Raw genomic sequence first — 24,991 nt, forward strand, 5'->3', positions numbered from 1 at the left:
GGGGGCCCTGCCCGGGATAAAACGGTCAAGGACTGGCGGTTCGGGCGGTGACCGGGCTAGGTTCACGGCGTCTGTCATGAACACAGGGAGTGTGAATGCGCAAGGCGCTGAGATGGGTGTTGTCGTTCGTGCTGGTCATAGGCGCGGTGGCGACAGCCGGTGCGGCCACCGCCGCTGATCGGAGTGCGGATCAAAAGGCCGCCACCGCCACCGACACCACTGACATCAAGGACCGAATCCTCGCGATCCCGGGGATGAGCCTGATCCAGGAGAAGCCGTACGAGGGGTACCGCTACTTCGTCCTCAACTACACACAGCCGGTGGACCACCGGAAGCCGTCCAAGGGCACGTTCCAGCAGCGCATCACGCTGCTGCACAAGGACACCAGCCGGCCCACGGTCTTCTTCACCGGTGGCTACAACGTCTCCACCACCCCGAGCCGCAGTGAGCCGACCCGGATCATCGACGGCAACCAGGTGTCGATGGAGTACCGCTTCTTCACCCCGTCGCGCCCGCAGCCGGCCGACTGGTCGAAGCTGGACATTTGGCAGGCGGCCAGTGACCAGCACCGGATCTTCACCGCGCTGAAGAAGATCTACCCCAAGAACTGGCTCTCCACGGGCGGTTCCAAGGGCGGCATGACCGCCACATACTTCGAGCGCTACTACCCGCGCGACATGGACGGTGTCGTCGCGTACGTCGCGCCCAACGACGTGTGGAACAACGAGGACTCCGCGTACGACCGGTTCTTCGAGCGCGTCGGCACCAAGGAGTGCCGCGACAAGCTCAACGCCGTGCAGCGCGAGGCGCTTGTCCGGCGCGAGCCGCTGGAGAAGAAGTTCAAGGAGTGGGCGGACGCCAACAGCGCCACGTTCAACACGATCGGCACGCTCGACAAGGCCTACGAGGCCACCGTGCTCGACTTCGTCTGGGGCTTCTGGCAGTACAGCCTGCTCTCCGACTGCGAGACCATCCCGGCGGCCACCGTCTCCGACCAGGAGATCTACGACACCGTCGACACGATCTCCGGCTTCTCCGCCTACACGGACCAGGGCCTGGCGACGTACACGCCGTACTACTACCAGGCCGGTACCCAGCTGGGCTCGCCCGACATCACGCAGCCGCACCTGGGCGATCTGAGCCGGTACGGATACCAGCCGCCGCGGAACTTCGTACCGCGCGACATCCCCATGAGGTTCAACCCGCTGACGATGCCGGACGTCGACAACTGGGTCCGTCACCACGCGAACCAGATGCTGTTCGTGTACGGCCAGAACGACCCGTGGGGCGCGGAGCCGTTCCGCCTCGGCAGTGGCGCGCGTGACAGCTATGTGTATGTGGCGCCGGGCGCCAACCACGGTGCCAATGTCGCGGGTCTGGTCCCGGACCAGCAGGCGAAGGCCACGGCCCGGATCCTGGCCTGGGCGGGCGTCGCTCCGGCCGCCGTGCAGAAGGACGAGTCGAAGGCGAAGCCGCTGGCTCCGTTCGACTCCAAGCTCGACCGTCAGAAGGTGGAGCGGCAGCAGACCTTGAGGCCGTAGCTCGTCGCCTTTTCGAGGTGCCCGCCGTTCATGGGACCGATGCTCCATGAGCGGCGGGCACTTCGCTGTCTCCAGTGCCCCTCCCGGCAATAGAGCCGGTCAGTAGCCCAGTCCATGGCCGATGGGATACAGCACCCGCGCCGGATCGTCCGCGCGCTGCACCGGCACCGGCAGCCGGCCCGTGGGCCGCGCCCCGCCCGCGATCACCCGTGCCGCGGCGCGCAGTTCGACATCGGTCCATGAGTACGCGGCGAGGGACGCGGTGACACCGGTCAGCCACGCGATGTCGTACGGATTGCGGATGGCGACCGTGACGACGGGCACGCCGCTCGCGGCCAGCGCGCTCACCAGAGTGCGCTGGGTGCTGGTGGCCGAGACGTTGTACGTGGCCACGACCACCGCGTCCTTGCCCCGCGCGGCCTCCACCGCCTCCTGGACGCGTGCCGCGGTGGGCGCCGTACCGGTGGACAGGGCCGTGGCGGTGAAGCCCAGTTCGGTCAGGGCGGTGGCGAGCACGGTGGTCGGCGGCCCCGTCGTACCGGAGGGCGAGGCCGGATCGGCGCCCACGACCAGCAGATTCCTCTCCCGGCGGCGGCTCAGGGGCAGCAGCCCGCGCTCGTTGACGAGCAGGGTGGTGGTGGACTCGGCGATCCGGTCGGCCGCGGTGAGATGCGCCCGGGTGCCGACCTCGCGGTCCACGTCCCGGGGCGAGACATAGGGATCACCGCGGAACAGTCCCAGCCGGTCCTTCAGTTCGAGGATGCGCAGGACCGACTCCTCGACGCGCCGCTCGCTGAGCTCGCCGCCCTTGACCGCGGCCACGACGGCGTTCCACGCCACGTGGAGATCCGGCGGATTGAGCAACTGGTCGACGCCCGCCTTCAGCGCGAGGACGGGCACCCGGTCGTCGCCGTACTTCTGCCGTACGCCCGCCATCCCGAGCGCGTCGGTGATCACCAGGCCGTCGTAGCCGAGCTGTTCGCGGAGGACGCCGGTGACGATGGGGTGCGAGAGGGTCGCCGGGTCCTCACTCGGGTCAAGGGCGGGGACGACGATGTGCGCGGTCATGATCGAGGTGACACCGGCGGCGATCGCGGCCCGGAACGGCGGCGCGTCCAGCTCCGTCCACTGTTCGCGGGTGTGGTGGATGGTGGGCAGCGCGTAGTGGCTGTCGTCCTTGGTGTCGCCATGACCGGGGAAGTGCTTGGCGGCGGTGGCGATCCCGGCGCTCTGGTACCCCTTGACCTGGGCGGTCACCATCCCGGCCACGGCCTGCGGATCGGCGCCGAAGGACCGTACACCGATGACGGGATTGGCCGGGTTGACGTTGACGTCCGCGTCGGGCGCGTAGTTCTGGTTGATGCCCATCGCGGCCAGCTCCGTGCCCGCGATCCGGGCGGCCTCGCGGGCGTCGGAGTGCGAACGGGACGCGCCGATCGCCATAGCGCCCGGCAGCAGCGTGGCGGGCTTGCCGACCCGGGCGACGATGCCGTGCTCCTGGTCGGTGGCGATGAGCAGGGGCACGGGGACGCGCTGGGCCAGGCCGGCCTTCTGGATGCCGTTGGAGAGGCCGGCGATCTGGTGCGGATCACGGGTGTTGTGCGCCCAGGCGAAGTAGATGATGCCGCCGACGTGGTACGTGGAGATCAGCTCGGCGGCCGTGCGGACCCCGATCTCGGCGAGGTTGGAGTCGATGTCGGCCTGGTCGGGCGCGGTGGCGGAGTGGCCGTACACCCGCATGACGAAAAGCTGGCCTACCTTCTCCTCCAGGCTCATACGGCTGATGAGGCGGCGCAGACGATCGCGGCCGTCGCGGCGGTCGAGGAGGAGCCCGTCGGGGGCTCGCTCGTGGGGCGGGGGAACGGCGGTGGCTACGGGGACGGTGGCGGTCGTAACAGCCGCCGCCGCTACGGCGGTTGCGGTGAGGAGGGCGCGTCTGGAAATGGTCCGGTCGTGCACTGGTGCTCCTTCCGGCCGTGCGCTGCGAGGGAAGTGAAGGAAACTTCCAAGATTTACGGATATCCGGAAAGTAACTGCCAGTCAAGGGACGCGCCACGAACAGCGCCCGCGAGCCACGAGGGCCGGGCGTGGCCCGGGGGTGAGGCTCGCGGCTCAGGCGGCGGCGACCGCCGGCCAGTGCCGCCGCAGGGTCTCCACGGTCGCCGTGACCGCCGGACGTCTGGCCGCGCCCGTCCGCCAGAGCGCGTACAGCCTGCGTATCGGTACGGGGTCGAGCGGGACCGCGCGTACCCCCTCGGGCAGTGGCCCGCGCCCCAGGCGCGGAATCATGGCGATGCCTAGCCCCGCCGCCACCAGCGCGAGCTGTGTGTGGTTCTCCTCGGCCTGGTGCGCGAGATCGGGTTCGCATCCAGCCGCGCGCAGCGTACGGACCAGCCAGTCGTGGCAGACCGACCCGGGCGGCTGGCAGATCCAGCGCTGCCGCGACAGATCCTCCCGCCGTACGGACGGCCGCCCCGCCAGCGGATGCGTCACCGGTACGAGCACATCGCACAGATCGTCCCCGATGACCGCCTGCTCCACGCCTTCGGGGGCGGGCAGCGGCGCGATGTCCCAGTCGTGGGCGACCGCCAGATCGATCGCACCACGGGCGACCAGATCGATGGAGATATGCGGATCGATCTCTCGCAGCCGGACGTCGAGGGTGGGGTGCCGTACGGCCAGCTCCGCCAGAACGCCGGGGAGCAGACCACGGGCCGAGGAAGCGAACGCTCCGACGACGAGCTGCCCGGTCGGCTGCCCTCTGCGTTCCTCCAGCGTGGTCTCGGCGCGCTCCACTATCCCGAGCAACTCCTCGGCGGTGGAGGCGAGATGGCGCGCCTCGTTGGTGAGGGCCACGCCTCGCCCGCGCCGCTCCAGCAGGGTCGTACGGGTCTCCCGCTCCAACTTGGTGATCTGCTGCGACACGGCCGAGGGCGTATAGCCGAGAGCGGCGGCCGCCGCGGCCACGGAACCGTGGACGGAGACGGCGTGCAGCGCGCGCAGCCTGGCCAGATCGAGCATCGTTGCCCCCTTTCTCGGGGAATCGTTCTCGGTGAATCATAAGCAACGCTGAATTCCACCATGAAGAAATCCGCGCTGGTGCTACATAGTCCGGTTCGGTGATCCTCGGTGCATGCGCACCACTCATATCGCTCTCGCCGTTCTCGTCACCGCCGTCTGGGGAGTGAACTTCGTTGTCATCGAGGTCGGGCTCGGCCACTTCCCGCCGCTGCTCTTCTCCGCACTGCGTTTTCTGGCGGCGGCGCTGCCCGCGGTCTTCTTCGTGGGCCGGCCGAAGGTCGCCTGGAAGTGGGTGATCGGGGTCGGACTGGTGCTGGGTGTGGCCAAGTTCGGACTGCTTTTCGTCGGCATGGACCAGGGCATGCCGGCCGGTCTCTCGTCGCTCGTTCTCCAGATCCAGGCCGTCTTCACGGCCCTGTTCGCGGCGGTCGCCCTCGGTGAACGGCCCGGCCGCGTACGGCTGCTGGGCATGGCCGTCGCGCTGGTCGGTATCGCTGTGGCGGCGGTCGACGAGGGCACCTCGGGCCCGCTGCTCGCCTTCACGCTGCTCATCGCCGCCGCGGCCTGCTGGGGCGTCTCCAATGTGCTCACCCGCAAGGCGTCCCCGCCGGACGCCCTGAACTTCATGGTGTGGGTGTCGGCCGTACCCGTACTGCCGCTGCTCGGTCTCTCGCTGCTGTTCGAGGGCCCGACCGCCGATCTGGCGGCGCTGCGCGCCCTGGACGGGACCGGCATCGGCGTCATCCTCTACGTTGCCTGGGTCACGACCGTCTTCGGCTTCGGCGCCTGGGGCTTCCTGCTGCGCCGCTACCCCGCCTCGTCCGTCGCGCCCTTCTCTTTGCTCGTCCCGGTCTTCGGGATGTCGTCGGCGGCGCTACTGCTGAGCGAGTCCGTCAGCCCCCTGCGCTGGTGCGCGGCGGCGCTGCTGGTCGGGGGTGTGGCCCTCACCTCACTGTCCCGCACCGGGAGCCCCGCCACTCCGCTCCCGTCTACTCCGCTCCCCGCCACATCGCTCCCTGTCGAGCCGGCTCCTGTCGAGCCGATACCTGCCGCGTCCGCCCCCGCCGGACCGGTTCTCGCCGAGCCCGCTCCCGCCACCTCCACCCCTGCCGCGAACGGCCCCGCCGGGTCCCTGACGCCGGGGTCCTCGCCGACACGGACCTGATGCTGGTGCCCCCGACGCCCAGCGACGCCGCTGTCCCCTTCCCCTCTACCGCCCCCTTCACTTCCGCCTCCCCACCCGGGCTCCGTCAGCCGTGGCGGCTCTCCGCGATCAGGCCCTCCAGATGCTCCCGCCCCGCCGCCAGCAGCCCCGGCAGCTCGTCCACCCGCGGATACCAGCGCTTCTCGTACTCCCAGCACACCCAACTGTTGTCGTCATCGAGCAGCGCCAGGCACTCGCCCAGGGGAAGCACCCCCGCTCCCAGCGCCAGCGGCGTCGTGTCCTCCGCCGAGGCGATGTCCTTCACCTGGACGTAGCCGAGATACGGGGCGAGCGCCGCGTGCGTGGTGGCAGGTGCCTCGCCGCCCAGCCAGGTGTGCATCACATCCCACAGCGCCCCCACATGTTTGTGCCCCACCGGCCCCAGCACCCGGGCCGCGGCCGTACCCGTGCGGTGCGAGTCATGCGTCTCCAACAGGATCCGTACACCGAAGTCCGCCGCCAGCTCGGCCGCCGAGGCCAGCCGCCGCGCGGCCGTCGCGTCGGCCTCGGCCGCGGGCTGGTTGCCGCCACCCGGGAAGACGCGGACGAAGGAGGCGCCCAGATCCCGTGCCAGCCACAGCAGTTCGTCCAGTTCCTGGCGCAGCCGCTCTTCGTCGGCGTCGGCCCGCGCCACCCGCACGTATCCGGCGACCGTCAGGATCTCGATTCCGGCGCGCTGGAACTCGTCGACCACCGCGGCTTGTTCGTCTGGCCCGATGCCCGGGTGGACCGGCTCCTCCGGGTGGGCGCGCAACTCCACCCCTTGGTAGCCGGTCCGCGCGGCGAGCGCGAGGACATCGGCGATGGGCAGGCCCGGTACTCCGAGGGTGGAGAAGGCGAATTTCACGGTGTTATCCCTTCCTGGCATGCGGTGGCTCCTGTCCTGAGAGGGAGCCGCCAGTCCTGGCCGACCAGATCCGCTCCGTACGAGTGGTGCGGTGTCTCGGAGACGAGCGTGAATCCGGCCCGCTGGTAAAGGGCGCGGGCGGCGGCGAGGACGTCATTGGTCCACAGCGTCAGTTCCTGATACCCCGCCTCGCGCGCGAAATCCACCACCGTCCCGATCAGCCGCTGACCGAGCCCGTGTCCCCGGGCGCCGGGCTCGACCAGCAGCAGGCGCAGCCTCGCGGTGACGGGGGCCTCGTCCCGTACCTCCGGCGCGTCGTCCCGTACACACACCACGGAGCCCACCGGGATGCCGTCCAGCTCGGCGATCCAGACCCGCTCCAGCCGGGAGTCGTGGTCCTTCGCGAAGTCCGCCACGATCCGGGCGACGAGCCCCTCGAACTCGGTGTTCCAGCCGTACTCCGCGGCGTACGCGGCGCCGTGGCGCTGCACGATCCAGCCCAGCTCGCCGGGCATCGGATCGCGCAGGACCGGCTCGTCGCGGTGGGGCGCCGCCCGGCGGTCGGCGCCGAGGATGTCCTGTACGGTCCGCATCGCGTCCGCGAGCCGGGGCCGCTGCGCCGGCTCGACCCGGGCGAGCAGTGAGCCCACCGCCTCCCGTGACCGCTCGTCGAGCAGCGCCGCGGCCTCGCGCCCCTGCGGTGTGAGCGTTATCCGCTGCCGCCGGGAGTCCTGCTCGGACGGTGCGCGTCCGACCAGCCCGTCCTTCTCGAACTTCGTCAGCAGCCTGCTCAGATAGCCGGCGTCGAGCGACAGCTCGACCCGCAGATCAGCGGCGTCGGTACGCGGCGCGTGGGCCAGCTCGTACAGCACCCGTGACTCGGTGAGCGTGTACGGGGTGTAGAGGTGCTTGCTGTAGTCGAGCGCCCCGATGAGATTCGTGTAGAAGCGGTTGAACGCGCGGATTTCCTGGACGGCCATGATCCACCCCCGGGCCTTTTTCTTTGACTGAGTCAACGCTACGTCGGTCCGTCGATACTCGGCAAGGCCCGATCCGCACATTGGCGTCAGCTCGCCACCCGTCTCCGGTCACGTGCCTTCGCCACTCGCGGCCGGGCGGCCGGTCAGTGGTTCGGCCGGCGGCCGGTCAGTCGGCCGGCCCGGCGGCCCCGGTCGGTCCCCGCCCCCGGTCGGCCCGCGGCGGCGCTGTCGACGCCCGTGCCATCAACTCGGCCGTGATCGTGGAGATCCCGCCCGGCGGTGGTGTCTCCGTGCCCATCGCCAGCCGGCCCGCGCGCGCCCCCGCCTCGTACAGCGGCAGCCGCACCGTCGTCAGCGCCGGCGTCGCGTCGACCGAGAACGGCAGATCGTCGAAGCCCGCCACCGAGACATCCTCCGGAATACGCAGCCCCTGGTCGCGTACCGCCGCGCACGCCCCCAGCGCCACCGTGTCATTGGCGGCGACCACGGCGGTCAGATCCGGTGCGCGGCGCAGCAGCTCCAGCGTTGCCTCGTACCCCGACCGGCGGCTGTAGGGACCGTGCATGATCAGCCTCTCCTGCCCCGCTCGGCCTTCGCCGGATCTCTCGCCCCTTTCCGAGCCAGGTTCCGCACCCGACGGCGGATCCCCCAGTCCCGCGGCCGCCAGCGCCGCCTGGTGGCCCTCCAGCCGGTGCCGGGTCGTCGTCCGCTCCAGCGGGCCCGCGACATAGCCGATCTTCCGGTGCCCCAGCGTGAGCAGATGCTCCGTCAGCCGACGTGCGCCGCCCCGGTTGTCGAAGGCCAGCGAAGCCACGATCGCGTCGCTGCCCGGCAGTGGCGGGCGTCCGCACAGCACCACCCGGGTCCCCGCGTCCGCGAGTTTCGCCAGCTTCGTGGTCATCGCCGCGATATGGCCCGGGTCTTCGAGCGCCCCGCCGGTGAGGATGACGGCCGCGGCCCGCTGGCGCTGGAGCAGGGTCAGATAGGTGAGTTCACGCTCGGGCGAGCCGCCCGTGTTGCAGACGACGGCGAGCTTCTCGCCGCCCGCCCGGCCGGTGCCCTCCTGGCCGCCGATCTCGGTCTGTGCCGCGCCCGCCATGATCCCGAAGAACGGGTCCGCGATGTCGTTGACGAGGATGCCGACCAGATCGGAGGTGGCGGCGGCGAGTGAGCTCGCGGGCCCGTTGAGCACGTAGTCGAGATCGTCCACCGCGCGCAGCACGCGCTCCCGGGTGGCGGCGGCGACCGGATAGTTGCCGTTCAGTACGCGGGAGACGGTGGCGGGTGACACCCGGGCGCGGGCTGCCACATCCGCCAGGGTGACTGTCATCGCTTTCCTCCGAGGGGGACAGGTGATCGAGAGGGGTTCGGAGCGAGATCGGTGCGGGATCAGCGCCGGGCTCTTGTCCGGTTCGCTGTCGCAGGCTAGCTTCTTACCCAGTAGAAAGCGCTTGCTACGGCAATATGGAGGGACCTTCGTGACACGCAGGAGAGTGCGGATCGCCATGAACGGCGTCACGGGGCGGATGGGGTACCGGCAGCATCTGCTCCGCTCCATCCTCGCGATCCGCGAGCAGGGCGGGCTGGACCTCGGGGGCGACGAGGCGCTGTGGCCCGAGCCCGTACTCGTCGGCCGCCGCGAACACGCCCTCAGGGAGATCGCCGAACGGCACGGCCTCACCGAATGGTCCACCGATCTCGGCGCCGTTCTCGCGGACGACACGATCGACATCTACTTCGACGCCCAGGTCACCTCTGCCCGGGTCGAGGCCATCAAGAAGGCGATCGCCGCCGGCAAGCACATCTACACCGAGAAGCCGACCGCGGCCGATCTCGACGGCGCCCTCGAACTGGCCCGCCTGGCCCGTGACGCCGGGATCAGGCACGGCGTCGTCCAGGACAAGATCTTCCTGCCAGGTCTGCTCAAGCTGAAGCGCCTCATCGACGGTGGTTTCTTCGGCGAGATCCTCTCCGTACGCGGAGAGTTCGGCTACTGGGTCTTCGAAGGCGACTGGCAGGACCCCCAGCGCCCCTCCTGGAACTATCGAGCCGAGGACGGTGGCGGCATCGCCGTGGACATGTTCCCGCACTGGGAGTACGTCCTGCACGAACTGTTCGGCCGGGTCACCACCGTTCAGGCGCACATCACCACACACATCCCGCATCGCTGGGACGAGCAGGGCAAGCCGTACGCCGCGACCGCCGACGACTCCGCCTACGGCATCTTCGAGCTGGACGGCGGAGCGGTCGCCCAGATCAACTCCTCCTGGACGGTCCGGGTCAACCGCGACGAGCTGGTCGAGTTCCAGGTCGACGGCACGCACGGCTCGGCCGTCGCGGGTCTGCGCCGCTGCCGTGTCCAGCACCGCAGCGCCACCCCCAAGCCCGTCTGGAACCCCGATCTGCCCGCCACCGAATCCTTCCGCGACCAGTGGCAGGAAGTACCGGACAACGCCGAGTTCGACAACGGTTTCAAGGCGCAGTGGGAGCTGTTCCTGCGTCATGTGGCGCTCGGTGAGGCGTACCACTGGGATCTGCTCGCGGGCGCGCGCGGTGTGCAACTCGCCGCGCTGGGGCTGCGGTCCTCGGCGGAGGGGCGCCGCTTCGATGTACCGGAGCTGTCGCTGTGACCCTCCGACTGCCTTCCCCGGGCGGCGGATCGCGTACGTACACGCCTCGCTCCGAGCCCGCCCGCCTTGCCGCGGGCGGGGCGCCCCTCGCCTCCCGTACGGTCTTCTCCGCGGCCCATGTCGTCGCCGATCCGTACGCCGACACCAGCCCTGACGCGCCCGCCGCCGTCGACTGGGACGCCACCCTCGCCTTCCGCCGCCATCTCTGGGCGCACGGCCTCGGTGTCGCCGAGGCCATGGACACCGCGCAGCGCGGCATGGGCCTGGACTGGGCGGGCGCGGCCGAGCTGATCCGCCGCTCCGCCACCGAGGCGAAGGCGGTGGGCGGCCGGATCGCCTGTGGCGTGGGCACCGACCAACTGACGTCCGGAGCGGGTGATTCCGGTTCCCTGGACGGAGTCCGAGCGGCCTACGAGGAGCAGTTGGCGCTCGTCGAGGAGACCGGCTCCCAGGCCGTCCTGATGGCCTCCCGGGCCCTTGCCGCGACCGCCGAGAGCCCCGACGACTACCTCACCGTCTACGCGCATCTCCTGCGGCAGGCGGCGGAACCGGTCGTTCTGCACTGGCTCGGCCCGATGTTCGACCCCGCGCTGGAGGGCTACTGGGGCAGTACGGACCTCGACGCGGCCACCGAGACGTTCCTCCAGGTCATCGCCGAGCACCCGGACAAGGTCGACGGCGTCAAGATCTCCCTCCTGGACGCCCGGCGCGAGGTCGAGCTGCGCCGCAGACTGCCCAAGGGCGTGCGCTGCTACACAGGCGACGATTTCCACTACCCCGAGCTGATCGAGGGTGACGAACGAGGCTTCAGCCACGCCCTGCTCGGCATCTTCGATCCCCTGGGGCCGCTTGCCGCGGAAGCCGTCCGGGTCCTGGACACGGGCGACACGAAGGGCTTCCGGGAACTCCTCGATCCGACTGTCGAACTGTCCCGGCATCTGTTCCGGCCGCCGACCCGCTTCTACAAGACGGGCGTGGTGTTCCTCGCCTGGCTGGCCGGGCACCAGGACCATTGCACGATGGTCGGCGGCCTCCAGTCGGCCCGCTCGCTGCCGCATCTGGCGCGGGCGTACGAACTGGCCGACGGACTCGGTCTGTTCCCCGACCCGGCGGTGGCGGAGGCTCGGATGGCATCCCTGCTCAGCGTGTACGGAGTGGACCAGTGACCGATCGGCCCATGGCGGAGCTGAAGCGCTTCAGCATCAACCAGATGACGGTGAAACAGCTGTCACTCCCCGAGCTGACCGAGGCGTGCGTCCATCTCGGTGTGCCAGGGGTCGGGCTGTGGCGCGAGCCCGTCCAGGCGTACGGGATCGAGGCCACCGCCAAGCTCGTACGGGACGCGGGGCTCACGGTCACCACGCTCTGCCGCGGCGGCTTCCTCACCGCCGTCGACCCCGGCCGGCGGGCCGAGGCGCTGGCCGACAACCGCGCGGCGATCGACGAGGCCGCGGCGCTGGGCACGGACACCCTCGTCCTGGTCTCCGGCGGGCTTCCCGAGGGAAGCCGGGACCTCGCCGGGGCGCGCGAACGTATCGCCGACGCCCTGGGTGAACTGGCGCCCTACGCGGCGGAGCGTGGGGTGCGGCTCGCCATTGAGCCCCTGCACCCGATGTTCGCCGCCGACCGCTGTGTGGTCTCCACTCTCGACCAGGCGCTTGACCTGGCAGAACGGTTCCCCGCCGATCAGGTGGGAGTGGCCGTGGACACATACCACGTCTGGTGGGACGACCGGGCGTCCGCGGCCGTCGATCGCGCGGCCTCGCGGATCTTCACCTTCCAACTGGCCGACTGGACGACGCCGCTTCCGGCCGGGGTGCTGAACGGGCGCGGCCAGATCGGGGACGGCGCCGTCGATATGCGCGCCTGGCGGGAACGGGTCGACGCGGCGGGCTATACCGGCCCGATCGAGGTGGAGCTGTTCAACGACGAACTGTGGGCGCGGGACGGTGTGGAACTGCTCACCGAGGTCATCGAACGGTATGTACAACACGCTCTATAGACGCGGTCTTACGGCACGCTCTCTATAGAGGCGTTCCATGAAGGCGTTCTACAGAGGCGTTCCGTGCGGACCGCGAAATGTCCGTCGGTACGCGGTCGGCGTCACCCCTGTCGCCTCCAGGAGGTGGTGCCGCAGCGAGACCGCCGTACCGAATCCCGCGTTGGCGGCCACCCGGTCGACGGGGAGGTCGCTCTCCTCCAGCAGTTGTCTGGCCCGCTCGACACGCTGAAGGGTCAGCCACCGCGCGGGGGAGAGCCCGACCTCCTCACGGAAGCGGCGTGTAAACGTCCGTACGCTCATTGATTCCAGCGCGGCCAGCTCCCTCAGGGGCAGCGGGCTTTCGAGGTGGTCCAGTGCCCATGCCCTGGCCGCGCCCGTGGAGGAGCCGGTCGCGGCGGGGACCGGACGGCGGATGTACTGGGCCTGGCCGCCGTCCCGGTGCGGCGGTACGACCGTCGTACGGGCCACCGCGTTGGCGATCGCCACGCCGTGGTCGGCGCGGATCATATGCAGACAGAGATCGATGCCCGAGGCGACGCCCGCCGAGGTGAGCACGTTTCCGTCCTCGGTATAGAGCACGTCGGGATCGAGCTGTACATCCGGATGCAGATCGCGGAACCGGGCGCAGGACTTCCAGTGCGTGGTCGCGCGCCGCCCCTTGAGCAGCCCGGCGGCGGCCAGGACGAACGAGCCCGTACAGATGGAGGCGATCCGGGTGCCCGGACGGATCCGGGCCAGTGCGGCGGCGAGCGGTGGGCTCAGCCTGCCGTCCACCGGGGTGTAGTCCTCGTCCGAGGTCGGGACGATCACGGTGTCCGCCTCGGCCAGCAGCTCGGGGCCATGCGCCACATTGATCGTGACATCGCCGTCCGTCCGCACCGCTCCTGGGACAAGCGTGCAGGTCAGCACCGTATAGAGCGGATCGCCCGTGGCAGAGACGGCCTGGCCGAAGAGCTGGTGCACGATGCCCAGCTCCATCTGGAGCAGACCGGGCCGGACGAACACGGCGACGCGATGGCGGTCGGAAGCGACGAAGGCGGCCATGGCCCGAACCTTTCCCGTCCTGGCCATCGGGCAACTCGATCGGCCGGAACGATTGCCGCACGGTCGAGGAATGGCCCACCGGACAGCTGGATCAGCGAAATCGCCCCATTCGCCCACTTCGGCGAAGGCGTCGAAGGTACCCCGGACAGCGGAGACGGCGCTCGCCGACGCGGCTCCCGGATCCCCCGGCACCCGCCCTCCGCGTGTGCACCGCGCCTGGTGGGTCGCCCTCGCGGCGGCTCTGACGATCGTGGTGGCCGGCGCCTTCACCACTCTGTCCGGGGTGCTGGTCACTCCGCTCCACAGCGCCTTCGGCTGGTCACGCGCCACGATCGGCGTCGCGGTCTCGGTCAACATGGTGCTGTACGGCCTGACCGCCCCCTTCGCCGCCGCGCTCATGGACCGGTTCGGGATCCGCCGCACCGCCTTCGCCGCCCTGGCCGTCGTCGCCTCCGGCGCCCTGCTGACCACCGTGATGACCCGGCCCTGGCAGTTCATCCTCTTCTGGGGGCTGCTGGTCGGCCTCGGCAGCGGCGCCATGGCCATGACGTTCGCGGCGACCGTCACCCAGCGCTGGTTCGTACGCGGACGCGGTCTGGTCACCGGCATGCTCACCGCCGCCGGTGTCTTCGGCCAGTTCGTCTTCCTGCCGGTGCTCTCGTGGCTCACCGAACGGCACGGCTGGCGCCCGGCCCTGGTGTCGGTGGCGCTCGCCGCGCTCGTCCTGCTGCCGCTGGTCCGGTTGCTGCTGCGGGACCATCCGGCGGACGGCGGCCTGAAGCCGTACGGCGGCACGAAATTCGTTCCGCGCCCCGCTCCTTTGCCCGGCGCCGCCCGGCGGACCGTACGCGTACTGCTCGACACCGCGCGTACGGGCCCGTTCTGGTTGCTCGCGGGCGTCTTCGCCGTCTGCGGCGCCTCCACCAACGGCATCATGTGGAGCCACTTCACCCCGGCCGCCCACGACCACGGCATGGCCGCGACCACCGCGTCCTCGCTGCTCGCCCTCATCGGCATCTGCAATGTTGCGGGTACTGTCGGCTCCGGCTGGCTGACCGACCGGTACGACCCGAGGCGGCTTCTCGCGGGCTGTTTCGTACTGCGCGGCATCTCGCTCGTCCTGCTGCCGATGCTGATGGCCGCCACCCCGGGGCTGCCCCTGGTGCTGTTCGCGGTGTTCTTCGGGCTGCTCGATGTGGCGACCGTCCCGCCGGTGATCGCGCTCTGCCGGGAGTTCTACGGCGCGGACAGCGCGATCGTCTTCGGCTGGGTCAACGCGGCCCACCAGGTAGGCGCCGGACTGATGGCAGGTCTGGGCGGCGTCATACGGGACACGTTCGGGACGTACGACCCGGTGTGGGTGGCCTCCGGCGCGCTCTGCGCGATGGCCGCGCTGCTGGCTCCGGTGATCCGCGGACGCCCTGCCCCGAGCCCGGAAAATTACACAGAGGAATCGTGCAACCCTTCTGGGGTGACGTGAGTCGTATACGTCAACAGGGCTTTCGGGGGAGGGATCCGGGGGGATCAGGAAGGCCCTGTCGAGGGGGAGCGCGCGGGGCCCGGTCCAGTGGACCGGGCCCCTAGTAGTTGTCCACAGGCGGGTAGTTGTCCACAGGGCGGCCATGATGTCGGAGCCTGGCGGTAGCGTCGGATCATGTCCAATCCCGCTGTGCTCGAAGCCGTCCTTGAGCGGATCACGTACGCCAATGAGGAGAACGGCTATACGGTCGCCCGCGTCGACACCGGCCGTGGCGCCGATCTCCTCACCGTGGTCGGCTCGTTGCTCGGCGCACAGCCCGGTGAGTCACTGCGCATGGAGGGCCGCTGGGGCTCGCACCCCCAGTACGGCAAGCAGTTCACGGTGGAGAACTACACCACGATCCTGCCGGCCACGATCCAGGGCATCCGCCGCTATCTCGGCTCCGGTCTGATCAAAGGCATCGGCCCCGTGTTCGCCGACCGGATCGTTGAGCACTTCGGCCTGGACACCCTCGACATCATCGAGCAGCAGCCCAAGAGGCTCGTGGAAGTCCCCGGCCTCGGCCCCAAGCGGACGAAGCGGATCGCCGCCGCCTGGGAGGAGCAGAAGGCGATCAAGGAGGTCATGGTCTTCCTCCAGGGGGTGGGCGTCTCGACCTCCATCGCCGTCCGCATCTACAAGAAGTACGCGGACGCCTCGATCTCCGTCGTCAAGAACGAGCCGTACCGCCTGGCGGCCGACGTCTGGGGGATCGGCTTCCTCACTGCCGACCGGATCGCCCAGGCCGTCGGTATCCCGCACGACAGCCCGGAGCGGGTCAAGGCCGGGCTCCAGTACGCCCTGTCCCAGTCCACCGACCAGGGCCACTGCTTCCTGCCGGAGGAGCGCCTCATCGCGGATGCGGTGAAGCTGCTCCAGGTCGACACGGGCCTGGTCATCGAGTGCCTCTCCGAGCTGGCCACCGAGGACGAGGGGGTCGTACGGGAAAGGGTGCCGGGGCCGGACGGCGGCGAGGAGGAGGTCACCGCGGTCTATCTGGTCCCTTTCCACCGCGCCGAGCTGTCCATCTCCGCCCAGTTGCTGCGGCTGCTGCGTACCGGGGAGGACCGGATGCCGGCCTTCCAGGACGTGGTCTGGGACCGGGCGCTGACCTGGCTGGCGGGCCGTACGGGCGCCGAGCTGGCCCCCGAGCAGCAGCAGGCGGTCCGGCTCGCGCTCACCGAGAAGGTCGCTGTTCTGACCGGTGGCCCCGGCTGCGGCAAGTCCTTCACGGTCCGCTCGATCGTGGAGCTGGCGCGGGCCAAGAAAGCCAAGGTGGTGCTGGCGGCGCCCACCGGACGGGCGGCCAAGCGGCTCGCCGAGCTGACCGGGGCCGAGGCGTCCACCGTCCACCGGCTGCTGGAGCTCAAGCCGGGCGGAGACGCGGCATACGACCGGGACCGTCCGCTGGACGCCGACCTGGTGGTGGTCGACGAGGCGTCGATGCTCGATCTGCTGCTGGCCAACAAGCTGGTCAAGGCCGTGGCGCCGGGCGCGCATCTGCTGCTCGTCGGGGATGTGGACCAGCTTCCCTCGGTCGGGGCCGGCGAGGTCCTGCGCGATCTGCTGGCGGAAAACGGCCCCGTGCCGCGCGTTCGGCTCACCCGGATCTTCCGGCAGGCCCAGCAGTCGGGGGTGGTCACCAACGCCCACCGCATCAACTCCGGGGTACCGCCCATCACGCAGGGCCTCATCGACTTCTTCCACTTCGTCGAGGAGGAGACGGAGGACGCGGGCCGGCTGACCGTCGAGGTGGCGGCCCATCGGATTCCCGCCAAATTCGGTCTCGACCCGCGCCGCGATGTGCAGGTGCTGGCACCGATGCACCGTGGCCCGGCCGGCGCGGGTGCGCTCAACGCACTGCTCCAGCAGGCCATCACCCCCGCCAGGCCCGATCTTCCCGAGAAGCGGCTCGGTGGCCGGGTCTTCCGCGTCGGCGACAAGGTCACCCAGATCCGCAACAACTACGACAAGGGAGAGAACGGCGTCTTCAACGGCACGGTCGGCGTCGTCACCTCGCTCAACATGGACGACCAGCGGCTGACGGTGCTGACGGACGAGGACGAGGAGGTGCCGTACGACTTCGACGAACTGGACGAGCTGGCGCACGCCTACGCCGTGACGATCCACCGCTCCCAAGGCAGTGAGTATCCGGCCGTGGTCATTCCGGTCACCACCGGTGCCTGGATGATGCTCCAGCGGAATCTGCTCTACACAGCCGTCACCCGCGCCAAGAAGCTCGTCGTGCTGGTCGGCTCCCGCAAGGCCATAGGACAGGCGGTACGCACGGTCTCCGCGGGCAGACGCTTCACCGCCCTCGGCCACCGGTTGACGGGACTTTCGGCACCTCGGCTTCCCACAACCGGGGCGAAGGGGGCAGGATGAGCGAGTTGGCGGCACTGAGTGCCGCCAAAAGGCCTAAAGGTCGACCCCGAGTGCACTCTCCTGAGCCAAATGGGGGATGGTAGAGACAGTCAGGGCACCTCGAAGAAGAGGCACTACGTCGGTGAGGGATGACGTGAGCGAGAAACGCGACAACGCGGTAGTACTGCGGTACGGCGACGGCGAGTACACCTACCCGGTGATCAACAGCACCGTCGGCGATACGGGCTTCGACATCGGGAAGCTCCGTTCTCAGACCGGCCTGGTGACGCTGGACAGTGGATACGGCAATACCGCCGCCTACAAGTCCGCGATCACCTATCTCGACGGCGAACAGGGCATCCTGCGCTACCGCGGCTACCCGATCGAGCAGCTGGCGGAGCGTTCCAGCTTCGTCGAGGTGGCGTATCTGCTGATCAACGGCGAGCTGCCGACGGTCGACCAGCTGGCCTCGTTCAAGAACGAGATCACCCAGCACACGCTGCTGCACGAGGACGTCAAGCGGTTCTACGACGGTTTCCCGCGCGACGCACACCCGATGGCGATGCTGTCCTCCGTGGTCAGCGCGCTGTCCACGTTCTACCAGGACAGCCACAACCCGTTCGACGAGAAGCAGCGTCATCTCTCCACGATCCGGCTGCTCGCCAAGCTGCCCACCATCGCGGCGTACGCGTACAAGAAGTCGATCGGCCACCCCTTCGTCTACCCGCGCAACGACCTCGGGTACGTCGAGAACTTCCTGCGGATGACCTTCTCGGTCCCGGCGCAGGAGTATGTGCCGGACCCGGTCGTGGTCTCCGCCCTCGACAAGCTGCTGATCCTGCACGCGGACCACGAGCAGAACTGTTCGACCTCCACCGTGCGCCTGGTCGGTTCCTCGCAGGCGAACATGTTCGCCTCGATCTCCGCCGGCATCAGCGCTCTGTGGGGCCCGCTGCACGGTGGCGCCAACCAGTCGGTGCTGGAGATGCTCGAGGGCATCCAGGCCTCCGGCGGCGATGTGGACTCCTTCATCCGCAAGGTGAAGAACAAGGAAGACGGCGTGAAGCTCATGGGCTTCGGGCACCGCGTCTACAAGAACTTCGACCCCCGGGCGAAGATCATCAAGGCGGCGGCGCACGACGTCCTCTCGGCTCTCGGCAAGTCCGACGAGCTGCTCGACATCGCGCTCAAGCTCGAAGAGCACGCGCTCGCCGACGACTACTTCGTCGAGCGGAAGCTCTACCCGAACGTGGACTTCTACACCGGTCTGATCTACCGGGCCATGGGCTTCCCGACCGAGATGTTCACGGTTCTCTTCGCGCTCGGCCGGCTGCCCGGCTGGATCGCCCAGTGGCACGAGATGATCAAGGAGCCGGGCTCCCGTATCGGCCGTCCGCGCCAGATCTACACCGGCGAGGTCCTGCGCGACTTCGTCCCGGTCGAGTCCCGCTGACCCACGCTTCCCGCGCCCGGGCCCCCGCGGCCCGGCGCGCCCGTTCCCGTTCGTACTGCGCACGCCTGTACTGCGCACGCCGGTCCACGCCGGGTGTACGCAGCGAAAAGCGCCCCGCCGCCGATCCCCCCACGGGTCGGCGAACGGGGCGCTTTCCATATCCCCGGAGCGGATTCCCCCCACGGGATCCGGGCCGGGCGTCTGCCGTAACCATCAACGGCTACTGGCGGTCGGACCGGGGTACGTACGGGAGGGCCGCTCAAAGCTCCCCGGTGCACGTGCCCCGGCCAATCGCGTGCATGAGACGTCCCCCAAGACGTCCCACACGATTCCTTCGAACGTCCCCCAAGACGTTCTCTGGCATCGTCCTCTTAGACACGCGAGCCGACCTAATGGTTACCCCTCAATCTATGTGATCTAGATCTCTTTGTGAAGGTCTTGTGGTGCATGTGAAGGACCGCAGGCGCATAGAAGGTGCTAACCACATAAACGGAGGGGCGGGCGGGTTCGTGCCTCCGATCGTGCGGGCGGAGCCTGTCAGGCCAGTTCGTAACCGGCCTCGTCGACGGCGGCGCGTACGGCCTCCTCGTCCAGCGGGGCCTGGGAAACGACGGTCACCCGTCCCGTGGCGGCCACGGCCTCCACGGACGTGACGCCCGCGATCTCTGAGATCTCGCTGGAGACGGCCCCCTCGCAGTGGCCGCAGGTCATACCGGTGACCTGGTAGACGGTGGTGACCTGGTTCTTCGTCTCGGCGGTCATGGCGTTTCTCCTCTTCGGGGCTGACGTAGGGGCGGATGACGCGCCAGGGGCACGCGTGGGCCGCGTGACTTCCCAGCGCTTACGACTTTACCCCTAGGGGGTATGAAGTCGAACCCGGTGCTGACGGTCGGCGCCGGTCAGAGGTCCCCGACGAGCGGATCCAGATAGCGGAAGAGGACCGTCTTCAGCTCGGCGATATACGCGTCCCGTTCGGAGGGCTCCGCGGCGAGGACCAGATCCATGCCCGCCTTGAACACGGCGAAGACCGTGTGTGCGACCCGGGTGACGTCGGGCTCCGGTGTCGCGGGGAGGTAACCGGCGAGGACTTCCTCGACCCGGGTCAGCATGGAGGAATGCAGGGCGTCGTGCTCCCGGGTGACCTGGCCGGGGAGGTCGGGGCCGTGCATGAGGACGCCGAAGGCGGGGTTCTCGAAGTTGAACTGGATCAACGGGTCGAGGACGGCGTCCAGCAGCTGGTCCAGCGGCAGTTCGAGATGAGTCGGGGTGAACGCCCGGCCGTAGGTGGCGCGCCAGCGCGTCAGCAGGTGGTCGCCCAGCTCGACGGCGATGGCTTCCTTGTTCGGGAAGAACTGGTAGAGCGTGCCTGGGGAGACGCCGGCCTCGCGGGCGATGGAGTTGGTGCTCGCCGCGGTGTAGCCGGTGGTGCAGAAGACATTGGCCGCCGCTTCGAGGAGTTGGGCGATGCGACGCTCGCCGCGGGCCTGGCGGCGGCGCGGCTTTCCCGTCCCGTTCTCGCTGCCGTTCTTGGCCTCCGGCATGTGAATCCCCGGCTTTCCTGGATCGGTTGACAAACACGAGTGACGGCTCGCATTATTGGTTAATGCGAGCGATAGCTCGTGTTTGTCTATTCTATGGCGATGGCTGACCCATGCCACGGGTCACGGTGAAGGGGACACCGCACCATGTCCGAAGTCAATACTGGACCGAGTCCTGGGGGATGGACCCGGTTCGTCACCGCGCGCCCGAGGCTCTCTCTGCTGGTCGCGCTGGTGATCACGGCTCTGGCCGTCTTCGCCGGGAGCGGGGTCGCCGACCGGATGGGAAGCGGCGGCTGGGCGGATCCGGACGCCGAGTCGACGTACGCGACCCAGGCGCTGGAGCGCGAGTTCCCTGCCTCTCAGCCCAATCTGCTGCTGCTTGTGGACAGCGGCAGCCGGAGCGTGGACGACCCCGCGGTGGCCGCCGAGGCCAAGCGCCTCACCGACCGGCTCGCGGCCGAGCCGGGCATCTCCGGGGTCGGGTCCTACTGGGAGACCGGATCGGGCGCGCTGCGCGCCGGGGACGGCCGGGAAGCGCTGATCGCGGCGAGGATCGAAGGCGACGAGAAGACGGCCTCCGTGGCCCTGGACCGGATAGCGCCGGAATTCCGCGGCACGCACGGGCCGTTGGAGGTCTCGCTCGGCGGACCCGTCGCGGTACAGCACGAGATGCAGGAGATCATCCAGGAGGATCTGCTGCGGGCCGAGCTGATCGCCCTGCCGGTGACGCTGGTGCTGCTGGTGATGGTCTTCGGCAGCGCGGTCGCCGCCCTTCTGCCGCTCGGGCTCGGAATTGTCGCCATCCTGGGGACGAACGCGGTACTGCGCGGGATCACCGAGCTCACCGATGTCTCGGTCTTCGCGCAGAACCTCACCACGGCCCTGGGGCTCGGACTGGCAGTCGACTACGCCCTGTTCATCGTGCGCAGGTTCCGCGAGGAGCTGGCCGAGGGTGCCGAAGTACGGGAGGCCGTGGGCGTCACGCTGCGCACCGCCGGGCGGACGGTGCTGTTCTCCGCGCTGACCGTGGCGGTGTCGCTGGCGGCCATGCTGGTCTTCCCCCAGTACTTCCTGCGCTCCTTCGCCTACGCCGGCATCGCGGTGGTGCTGCTGGCGGCGGCGGCCGCGCTGATACTGCTGCCCGCCGCGCTGATGCTGCTGGGACACCGGGTCAACGCGCTGGATCTGCGGGTGCTGCTGCGCCGGGGGCGGCGGAAGTCCGGGACGCGGGACGGGCCGGGAGCCGGGGGTGCGTCCGCCGAGCCGGGGGCGGGCTGGGGGCGTGCCGCAGCGCTGGTGATGCGCCGCGCGCCGGTCTTCGCCCTCGCCACGGCCGCCGGGCTGGTAGTGCTCGGACTGCCCTTCCTGGGGGCCACGTTCGGTACCGCCGACTACCGGCAACTGCCGTCGAGCGCCGATTCCCGGGTGGTCCAGGAGGAGATACGGGACGGCTTCCCCGGCAGCCCGAGCGGGACCCTGGAGGTGTTCGTGAAGGGCGCTGCCACGCCCGCCGAATACGCCGACTACCGCAGCCGGATAGCGGCTTTGCCGGGGGCGCTCGGGGTGGACGGTCCCGTCGCCTCGGGCGAACACGGGTACTTCACGGTGCGGGCCGAGGGAGAGGCGGTGGGGCAGGAGGCCCAGCAGCTCGTCCGGGACATCCGCGCGGAACCGGCCGCGTTCGACACGTCGGTGACCGGCACCGCCGCCGTCCTGGTCGACTCCAAGGAAGCGATCGCCGACCGGCTGCCCTGGGCGGTGGCCATCATCGTGGTGGTGACCCTGCTGCTGGTCTTCCTGCTCACCGGCAGTGTGCTGATACCGGTCCAAGCGGTCGTGCTCAACGCGCTGAGTCTCACAGCGATGTTCGGGGCGGTGGTCTGGGTCTTCCAGGACGGCAATCTCTCCGGGCTGCTCGGCTTCACCGCCACCGGCGACATCGAGACGACCCTGCCGGTCCTGATGTTCTGTGTCGCCTTCGGGCTCTCCATGGACTACGGAGTCTTCCTGCTCTCCCGGATCAAGGAGGAGTACGACCGAGGCGGCGACCACGAACAGGCGGTGACCTTCGGTCTCCGGCGCACCGGTGGACTGATCACCGCGGCAGCCGTGATCCTCGCGGTGGTCATGGTGGGCATAGGCACCTCCCGGGTGACCAACACCAAGATGCTCGGGCTCGGGATCGCGCTCGCCGTGCTCATGGACGCGATGGTGGTCCGCAGTCTGCTGGTGCCCGCGGTGATGAAGCTGACGGGAAGGGTGACCTGGTGGGCCCCCGGCCCGCTGCGCCGCTTCCATGACCGGTTCGGGCTGAGCGAGGGCGAGTCGAAGCTGGCCGCCGGAGGGGACGCGGGAGATCCGGCGCGGACGGATCCCTCTGCCTGGGAACGGGACACGGCGAGCGTCTGACCGGGGCGCAAGGGGAGCGTGCGGAACGGGAGCGTGCGGAAAGGGGGGTAGCGGGACGTAACGGAGGCCGTGGGTCCGTACCGGATCGGTACGGACCCACGGCGCTCCACGGCCGGTGCCTTGCTCAGCCTCTGTTGCTTCTGTTACCGGGACGCTGGGCCACCCAGGCACGGACGCTGTCCGCGTACCAGTAGGGCTTTCCGTTCTCCACATGGTCGGGCGACGGAAGCAGTCCATGTTTGCGGTACGAGCGGACGGTGTCCGGCTGCACGCTGATGTGCGCCGCGATCTCCTTGTAGGACCAGAGCCTTTTGTCCGTCATCAGTGGCACCTCCCCGCGTCCGCCGCAGGGAGGCCGGTGGGCCGTCGGGGGAGCTGCGGCACGACGCTGGTGATCACCCAGCCTGTGCCCCCTGAGCGACACAGAGTGATGAGGAGAGTGAATTTGTCACCTCCTTGTGACGGAAGGACCGTGTAATCGAGATATGCGTGACAGTAGAGGGATCTTTGTAGCGCATGCGACACATGCCGTACGTACGGCGCGTATGCCTCATGTGGAGCGGATACCTCAGGTCAGTTCCGTGACACCAGTTGCATCACGTCAGTCCGGCTCGGGCAGCCCCCATCGCGGATACGTGCCGTCCGCCCGTACATCGCGAGGTCGTCGCACCGGGTTCGCTCCCCTTCTGGTGACCACGGCGGTACGACCCTTCGGCAGATCGACGGTGATGGTCCCGGTACCGCAGCCTCCGGCCGCGCTCGTCGCGTACGTCGATCGCGCCGTCGATGCCGTGCTCAAGCACCAGCGGCGCGCCCGCCTCGCTCTGTACTGTCACCCAGTCGGTGCGGCCGGCGGAGCGTGACGCGTCCACGAGGAACGCGCCCTGGGCGCACAGTCGTTGGACCGAGGCGTCCGCCCAGCCCGAGGGGACTGCGGGGAACACGCGGACCGTACCGCCATGGCTCTGGACCAGCATGTCCAGCAGTGACTGGGCAGCGGCGAGCGGGCTCTCGATGGCGAAGTTGGAGCCCTCGCGGTACATGGTGTTCGGCGTCAGCTGTGTCCCGTCGACGGTGTTCCCGTCGGTGAAGAACTTCAGATACGACAGCGCCCGGTCCGCGTTGCCGAAGAGGGTCTCCATCGAGGCGCCGGCCGCGAAGCTGTAGCCGTGCCAGCTCTCCCTCATGCCCGCCCAGTGCTCGAAGCTCGTACGGTCCAGGGACTCCTGAAGGGGGTAGAGCCACAGCAGATGCGAGTAGTGCCGGTGCGACTCCGCGAGAGGCACCTCCGCGCCGATCAGCACGCCCTGTTCGCCCCGGTGGTACGGGACCAGCCGGGCCAGGATGTCGCGCGGGCCTGCGGTCCGCGCGTCGTCGATCCGCAGTGCCCGCGCCGCCTCCAGCAGCGTTCGGCAGCCCCAGCGGATCAAGGACAGGTCGTAGGTGCAGTCGGACGCGTTGGCGTACTCCGGTGACCGGGTCTCCGGCAGATGCAGCAGACCGTCGGCCCCTTCGGTCAGGAAGCGCGCGTAATAGGCGATGGCCCGGCTGAGTACCGGATACAGCACGTCCTGGAGAATCCGCCGGTCCATGGAGTGCCGGTAGGACAGCCACACATTGTGCATGGCCCAGGTCAGATTGCCGGTGTGGTTGTTGGGGCTGACCCCGGGCACTCCCACATAACGCGGGCCCGGACGCAGTTCCCGGTCGCCCGGATGACAGAGCGCGTAGCTCTCGCCGTCCCGGTGGTCCGGATGGATGTTCAGCTCCAGATTGCGGTGGTGCGTACGGAAGGTGGGGGTGATCGCGTCCAGTTCAAGATGGACGGAGCCGTTGATCAGCGGATAGGCGACCTGGGTGTTGAGGTTCCACCAGATGTTGGTCCAGTTGTTGCCGGTCTCCGGGAACCACGGCCCGAAGACGGGCAGTACGGGGGAGTCCTTCCCGGTGGACGACGCCATCTTGTAGAGCTGGAGCCAGTAGAAGCGCTGGAGGTGTTTGTCCGGGACCGAGACCAGACTGCGCCGGTAGAAGTCGCCCCACCACCGACGGTGTTCGCGGACGAGCGTGTCCGGCGCGGTGGTGAGCGCCCGGTCCACGGCCGACAGCGCACGTTCGCGCCCGGTCGAATCCGGGTAGCCGTAGGCGATGGAGGCCGCGAGCAGCCGTCCACTTCCCTCGTGGATCTCGCGCCAGGCCGTGGTGTACCCGCCGCCCGCGTCCAGCGGCTGTTCCACGAATCCGGGCCCGGCGGCCGGTTCGGGGTTGGTGGTGTACTCCGGTGGTACGCGGCTGGTCCTGGTGGTCGCGGACGGCAGCGGGGTGAACCCCCAAGCGGCCTCCCGCTCACCCGCCGTGGGCTCCAGGGCAACCAGCAGCACATCGCTCTGACGCAGGATCAGTACCCGCATCCGGACGCCGCCGGCGGTCGTGGTG

The 24,991-nt window shown here is 69.4% G+C and carries 19 protein-coding genes; 9 read left to right on the plus strand and 10 right to left on the minus strand.

The window, feature by feature from the left end:
- The first annotated feature begins 95 nt into the window (after positions 1–95).
- Entirely contained in the window at positions 96–1,541 is a 1,446-nt protein-coding gene (locus ACIRQP_RS12905) for a S28 family serine protease (RefSeq protein ID WP_403887760.1), read from the plus strand.
- A 99-nt stretch (positions 1,542–1,640) separates the two neighbouring features.
- On the opposite strand, the gene ACIRQP_RS12910 is transcribed toward ACIRQP_RS12905, so the two are convergent.
- Both ACIRQP_RS12910 and ACIRQP_RS12915 read right to left on the minus strand, forming a co-directional pair.
- Complete coding sequence (locus tag ACIRQP_RS12910) at positions 1,641–3,500, minus strand: glycoside hydrolase family 3 protein (RefSeq protein ID WP_403887762.1); 1,860 nt, start codon at positions 3,498–3,500, stop codon at positions 1,641–1,643.
- Positions 3,501–3,653: 153 nt separating this feature from the next.
- Positions 3,654–4,562, minus strand: a complete 909-nt coding sequence (locus ACIRQP_RS12915) for a LysR family transcriptional regulator (protein ID WP_403887765.1) — start codon at positions 4,560–4,562, stop codon at positions 3,654–3,656.
- Positions 4,563–4,674: 112 nt separating this feature from the next.
- On the opposite strand from ACIRQP_RS12915, the gene ACIRQP_RS12920 reads away from it, so the two are divergent.
- Positions 4,675–5,727 (plus strand): EamA family transporter, encoded by a 1,053-nt coding sequence (locus ACIRQP_RS12920; RefSeq protein WP_403887768.1) that lies wholly within the window; start codon positions 4,675–4,677, stop codon positions 5,725–5,727.
- Between the two features lie 85 nt (positions 5,728–5,812).
- Here ACIRQP_RS12920 and ACIRQP_RS12925 read toward each other — a convergent pair whose 3' ends face one another.
- The 3 genes from ACIRQP_RS12925 to ACIRQP_RS12935 all read right to left on the minus strand — a co-directional run bounded on the left by ACIRQP_RS12925 (position 5,813) and on the right by ACIRQP_RS12935 (position 8,923).
- A complete protein-coding gene (locus ACIRQP_RS12925; protein WP_403887924.1) occupies positions 5,813–6,613 on the minus strand; it encodes a sugar phosphate isomerase/epimerase family protein in 801 nt (266 codons plus the stop codon).
- Entirely contained in the window at positions 6,610–7,593 is a 984-nt protein-coding gene (locus ACIRQP_RS12930; RefSeq protein WP_403887771.1) for a GNAT family N-acetyltransferase, read from the minus strand. The genes ACIRQP_RS12925 and ACIRQP_RS12930 overlap by 4 nt, the downstream gene beginning before the upstream one ends.
- A gap of 166 nt (positions 7,594–7,759) precedes the next feature.
- Positions 7,760–8,923 (minus strand): LacI family DNA-binding transcriptional regulator, encoded by a 1,164-nt coding sequence (locus tag ACIRQP_RS12935; protein WP_403887774.1) that lies wholly within the window; start codon positions 8,921–8,923, stop codon positions 7,760–7,762.
- A gap of 148 nt (positions 8,924–9,071) precedes the next feature.
- On the opposite strand from ACIRQP_RS12935, the gene ACIRQP_RS12940 reads away from it, so the two are divergent.
- From ACIRQP_RS12940 to ACIRQP_RS12950, 3 genes are read left to right on the plus strand one after another with little or no spacing between them, the layout of a single operon-like run.
- Entirely contained in the window at positions 9,072–10,223 is a 1,152-nt protein-coding gene (locus ACIRQP_RS12940) for a Gfo/Idh/MocA family protein (protein ID WP_403887777.1), read from the plus strand.
- A complete protein-coding gene (locus tag ACIRQP_RS12945) occupies positions 10,220–11,389 on the plus strand; it encodes a dihydrodipicolinate synthase family protein (protein ID WP_403887780.1) in 1,170 nt (389 codons plus the stop codon). Before ACIRQP_RS12940 ends, ACIRQP_RS12945 begins: the two co-directional genes overlap by 4 nt.
- Positions 11,390–11,400: 11 nt before the next feature.
- Entirely contained in the window at positions 11,401–12,225 is an 825-nt protein-coding gene (locus ACIRQP_RS12950; RefSeq protein ID WP_403887927.1) for a sugar phosphate isomerase/epimerase family protein, read from the plus strand.
- A gap of 48 nt (positions 12,226–12,273) precedes the next feature.
- Here the strand turns inward: ACIRQP_RS12950 and ACIRQP_RS12955 are convergent, their stop codons facing one another.
- Entirely contained in the window at positions 12,274–13,269 is a 996-nt protein-coding gene (locus ACIRQP_RS12955; RefSeq protein ID WP_403887783.1) for a GlxA family transcriptional regulator, read from the minus strand.
- Positions 13,270–13,474: 205 nt separating this feature from the next.
- Between ACIRQP_RS12955 and ACIRQP_RS12960 the strand changes: the two genes are divergently transcribed.
- The 3 genes from ACIRQP_RS12960 (at position 13,475) to ACIRQP_RS12970 (ending at position 18,605) form a co-directional block, all read left to right on the plus strand.
- The gene (locus ACIRQP_RS12960; protein ID WP_403887786.1) at positions 13,475–14,749 is read left to right on the plus strand and encodes an MFS transporter; all 1,275 of its coding nucleotides are present in this window, start codon (positions 13,475–13,477) and stop codon (positions 14,747–14,749) included.
- A 174-nt stretch (positions 14,750–14,923) separates the two neighbouring features.
- On the plus strand, positions 14,924–17,173 hold the full coding sequence (locus ACIRQP_RS12965) for an ATP-dependent RecD-like DNA helicase (protein WP_403887789.1): 2,250 nt from the start codon (positions 14,924–14,926) through the stop codon (positions 17,171–17,173).
- 133 nt (positions 17,174–17,306) lie between these two features.
- Positions 17,307–18,605, plus strand: coding sequence for a citrate synthase (locus ACIRQP_RS12970; protein ID WP_365748483.1), 1,299 nt, complete (start codon positions 17,307–17,309; stop codon positions 18,603–18,605).
- Positions 18,606–19,142: 537 nt separating this feature from the next.
- Here the strand turns inward: ACIRQP_RS12970 and ACIRQP_RS12975 are convergent.
- Entirely contained in the window at positions 19,143–19,367 is a 225-nt protein-coding gene (locus tag ACIRQP_RS12975; protein ID WP_403887793.1) for a heavy-metal-associated domain-containing protein, read from the minus strand.
- A gap of 137 nt (positions 19,368–19,504) precedes the next feature.
- Positions 19,505–20,146 carry a TetR/AcrR family transcriptional regulator gene (locus ACIRQP_RS12980; protein WP_403887796.1) on the minus strand — a complete coding sequence of 214 codons (642 nt, stop codon included), beginning with the start codon at positions 20,144–20,146 and terminating at the stop codon, positions 19,505–19,507.
- A 144-nt stretch (positions 20,147–20,290) separates the two neighbouring features.
- Between ACIRQP_RS12980 and ACIRQP_RS12985 the strand changes: the two genes are divergently transcribed.
- A complete protein-coding gene (locus ACIRQP_RS12985; protein ID WP_403887799.1) occupies positions 20,291–22,555 on the plus strand; it encodes an MMPL family transporter in 2,265 nt (754 codons plus the stop codon).
- A gap of 124 nt (positions 22,556–22,679) precedes the next feature.
- Here ACIRQP_RS12985 and ACIRQP_RS12990 read toward each other — a convergent pair whose 3' ends face one another.
- The gene (locus tag ACIRQP_RS12990; protein ID WP_403887802.1) at positions 22,680–22,877 is read right to left on the minus strand and encodes a helix-turn-helix transcriptional regulator; all 198 of its coding nucleotides are present in this window, start codon (positions 22,875–22,877) and stop codon (positions 22,680–22,682) included.
- A gap of 274 nt (positions 22,878–23,151) precedes the next feature.
- Positions 23,152–24,966, minus strand: a complete 1,815-nt coding sequence (locus tag ACIRQP_RS12995; protein ID WP_403887805.1) for a glycosyl hydrolase family 95 catalytic domain-containing protein — start codon at positions 24,964–24,966, stop codon at positions 23,152–23,154.
- Between the last annotated feature and the right edge of the window lie 25 nt (positions 24,967–24,991).

The organism is Streptomyces sp. NPDC102274 (assembly GCF_044766385.1).
Lineage (GTDB): Bacteria > Actinomycetota > Actinomycetes > Streptomycetales > Streptomycetaceae > Streptomyces.

Coding starts and splice junctions, on each gene's coding strand:
- ACIRQP_RS12905 (WP_403887760.1), top strand. CDS start 96: ATGCGCAAGGCGCTGAGATGGGTGTTGTCGTTCGTGCTGGTCATAGGC.
- ACIRQP_RS12915 (WP_403887765.1), bottom strand. CDS start 4,562: ATGCTCGATCTGGCCAGGCTGCGCGCGCTGCACGCCGTCTCCGTCCAC.
- ACIRQP_RS12920 (WP_403887768.1), top strand. CDS start 4,675: ATGCGCACCACTCATATCGCTCTCGCCGTTCTCGTCACCGCCGTCTGG.
- ACIRQP_RS12930 (WP_403887771.1), bottom strand. CDS start 7,593: ATGGCCGTCCAGGAAATCCGCGCGTTCAACCGCTTCTACACGAATCTC.
- ACIRQP_RS12935 (WP_403887774.1), bottom strand. CDS start 8,923: ATGACAGTCACCCTGGCGGATGTGGCAGCCCGCGCCCGGGTGTCACCC.
- ACIRQP_RS12950 (WP_403887927.1), top strand. CDS start 11,401: ATGGCGGAGCTGAAGCGCTTCAGCATCAACCAGATGACGGTGAAACAG.
- ACIRQP_RS12955 (WP_403887783.1), bottom strand. CDS start 13,269: ATGGCCGCCTTCGTCGCTTCCGACCGCCATCGCGTCGCCGTGTTCGTC.
- ACIRQP_RS12965 (WP_403887789.1), top strand. CDS start 14,924: ATGTCCAATCCCGCTGTGCTCGAAGCCGTCCTTGAGCGGATCACGTAC.
- ACIRQP_RS12975 (WP_403887793.1), bottom strand. CDS start 19,367: ATGACCGCCGAGACGAAGAACCAGGTCACCACCGTCTACCAGGTCACC.
- ACIRQP_RS12980 (WP_403887796.1), bottom strand. CDS start 20,146: ATGCCGGAGGCCAAGAACGGCAGCGAGAACGGGACGGGAAAGCCGCGC.
- ACIRQP_RS12985 (WP_403887799.1), top strand. CDS start 20,291: ATGTCCGAAGTCAATACTGGACCGAGTCCTGGGGGATGGACCCGGTTC.
- ACIRQP_RS12990 (WP_403887802.1), bottom strand. CDS start 22,877: ATGACGGACAAAAGGCTCTGGTCCTACAAGGAGATCGCGGCGCACATC.
- ACIRQP_RS12995 (WP_403887805.1), bottom strand. CDS start 24,966: ATGCGGGTACTGATCCTGCGTCAGAGCGATGTGCTGCTGGTTGCCCTG.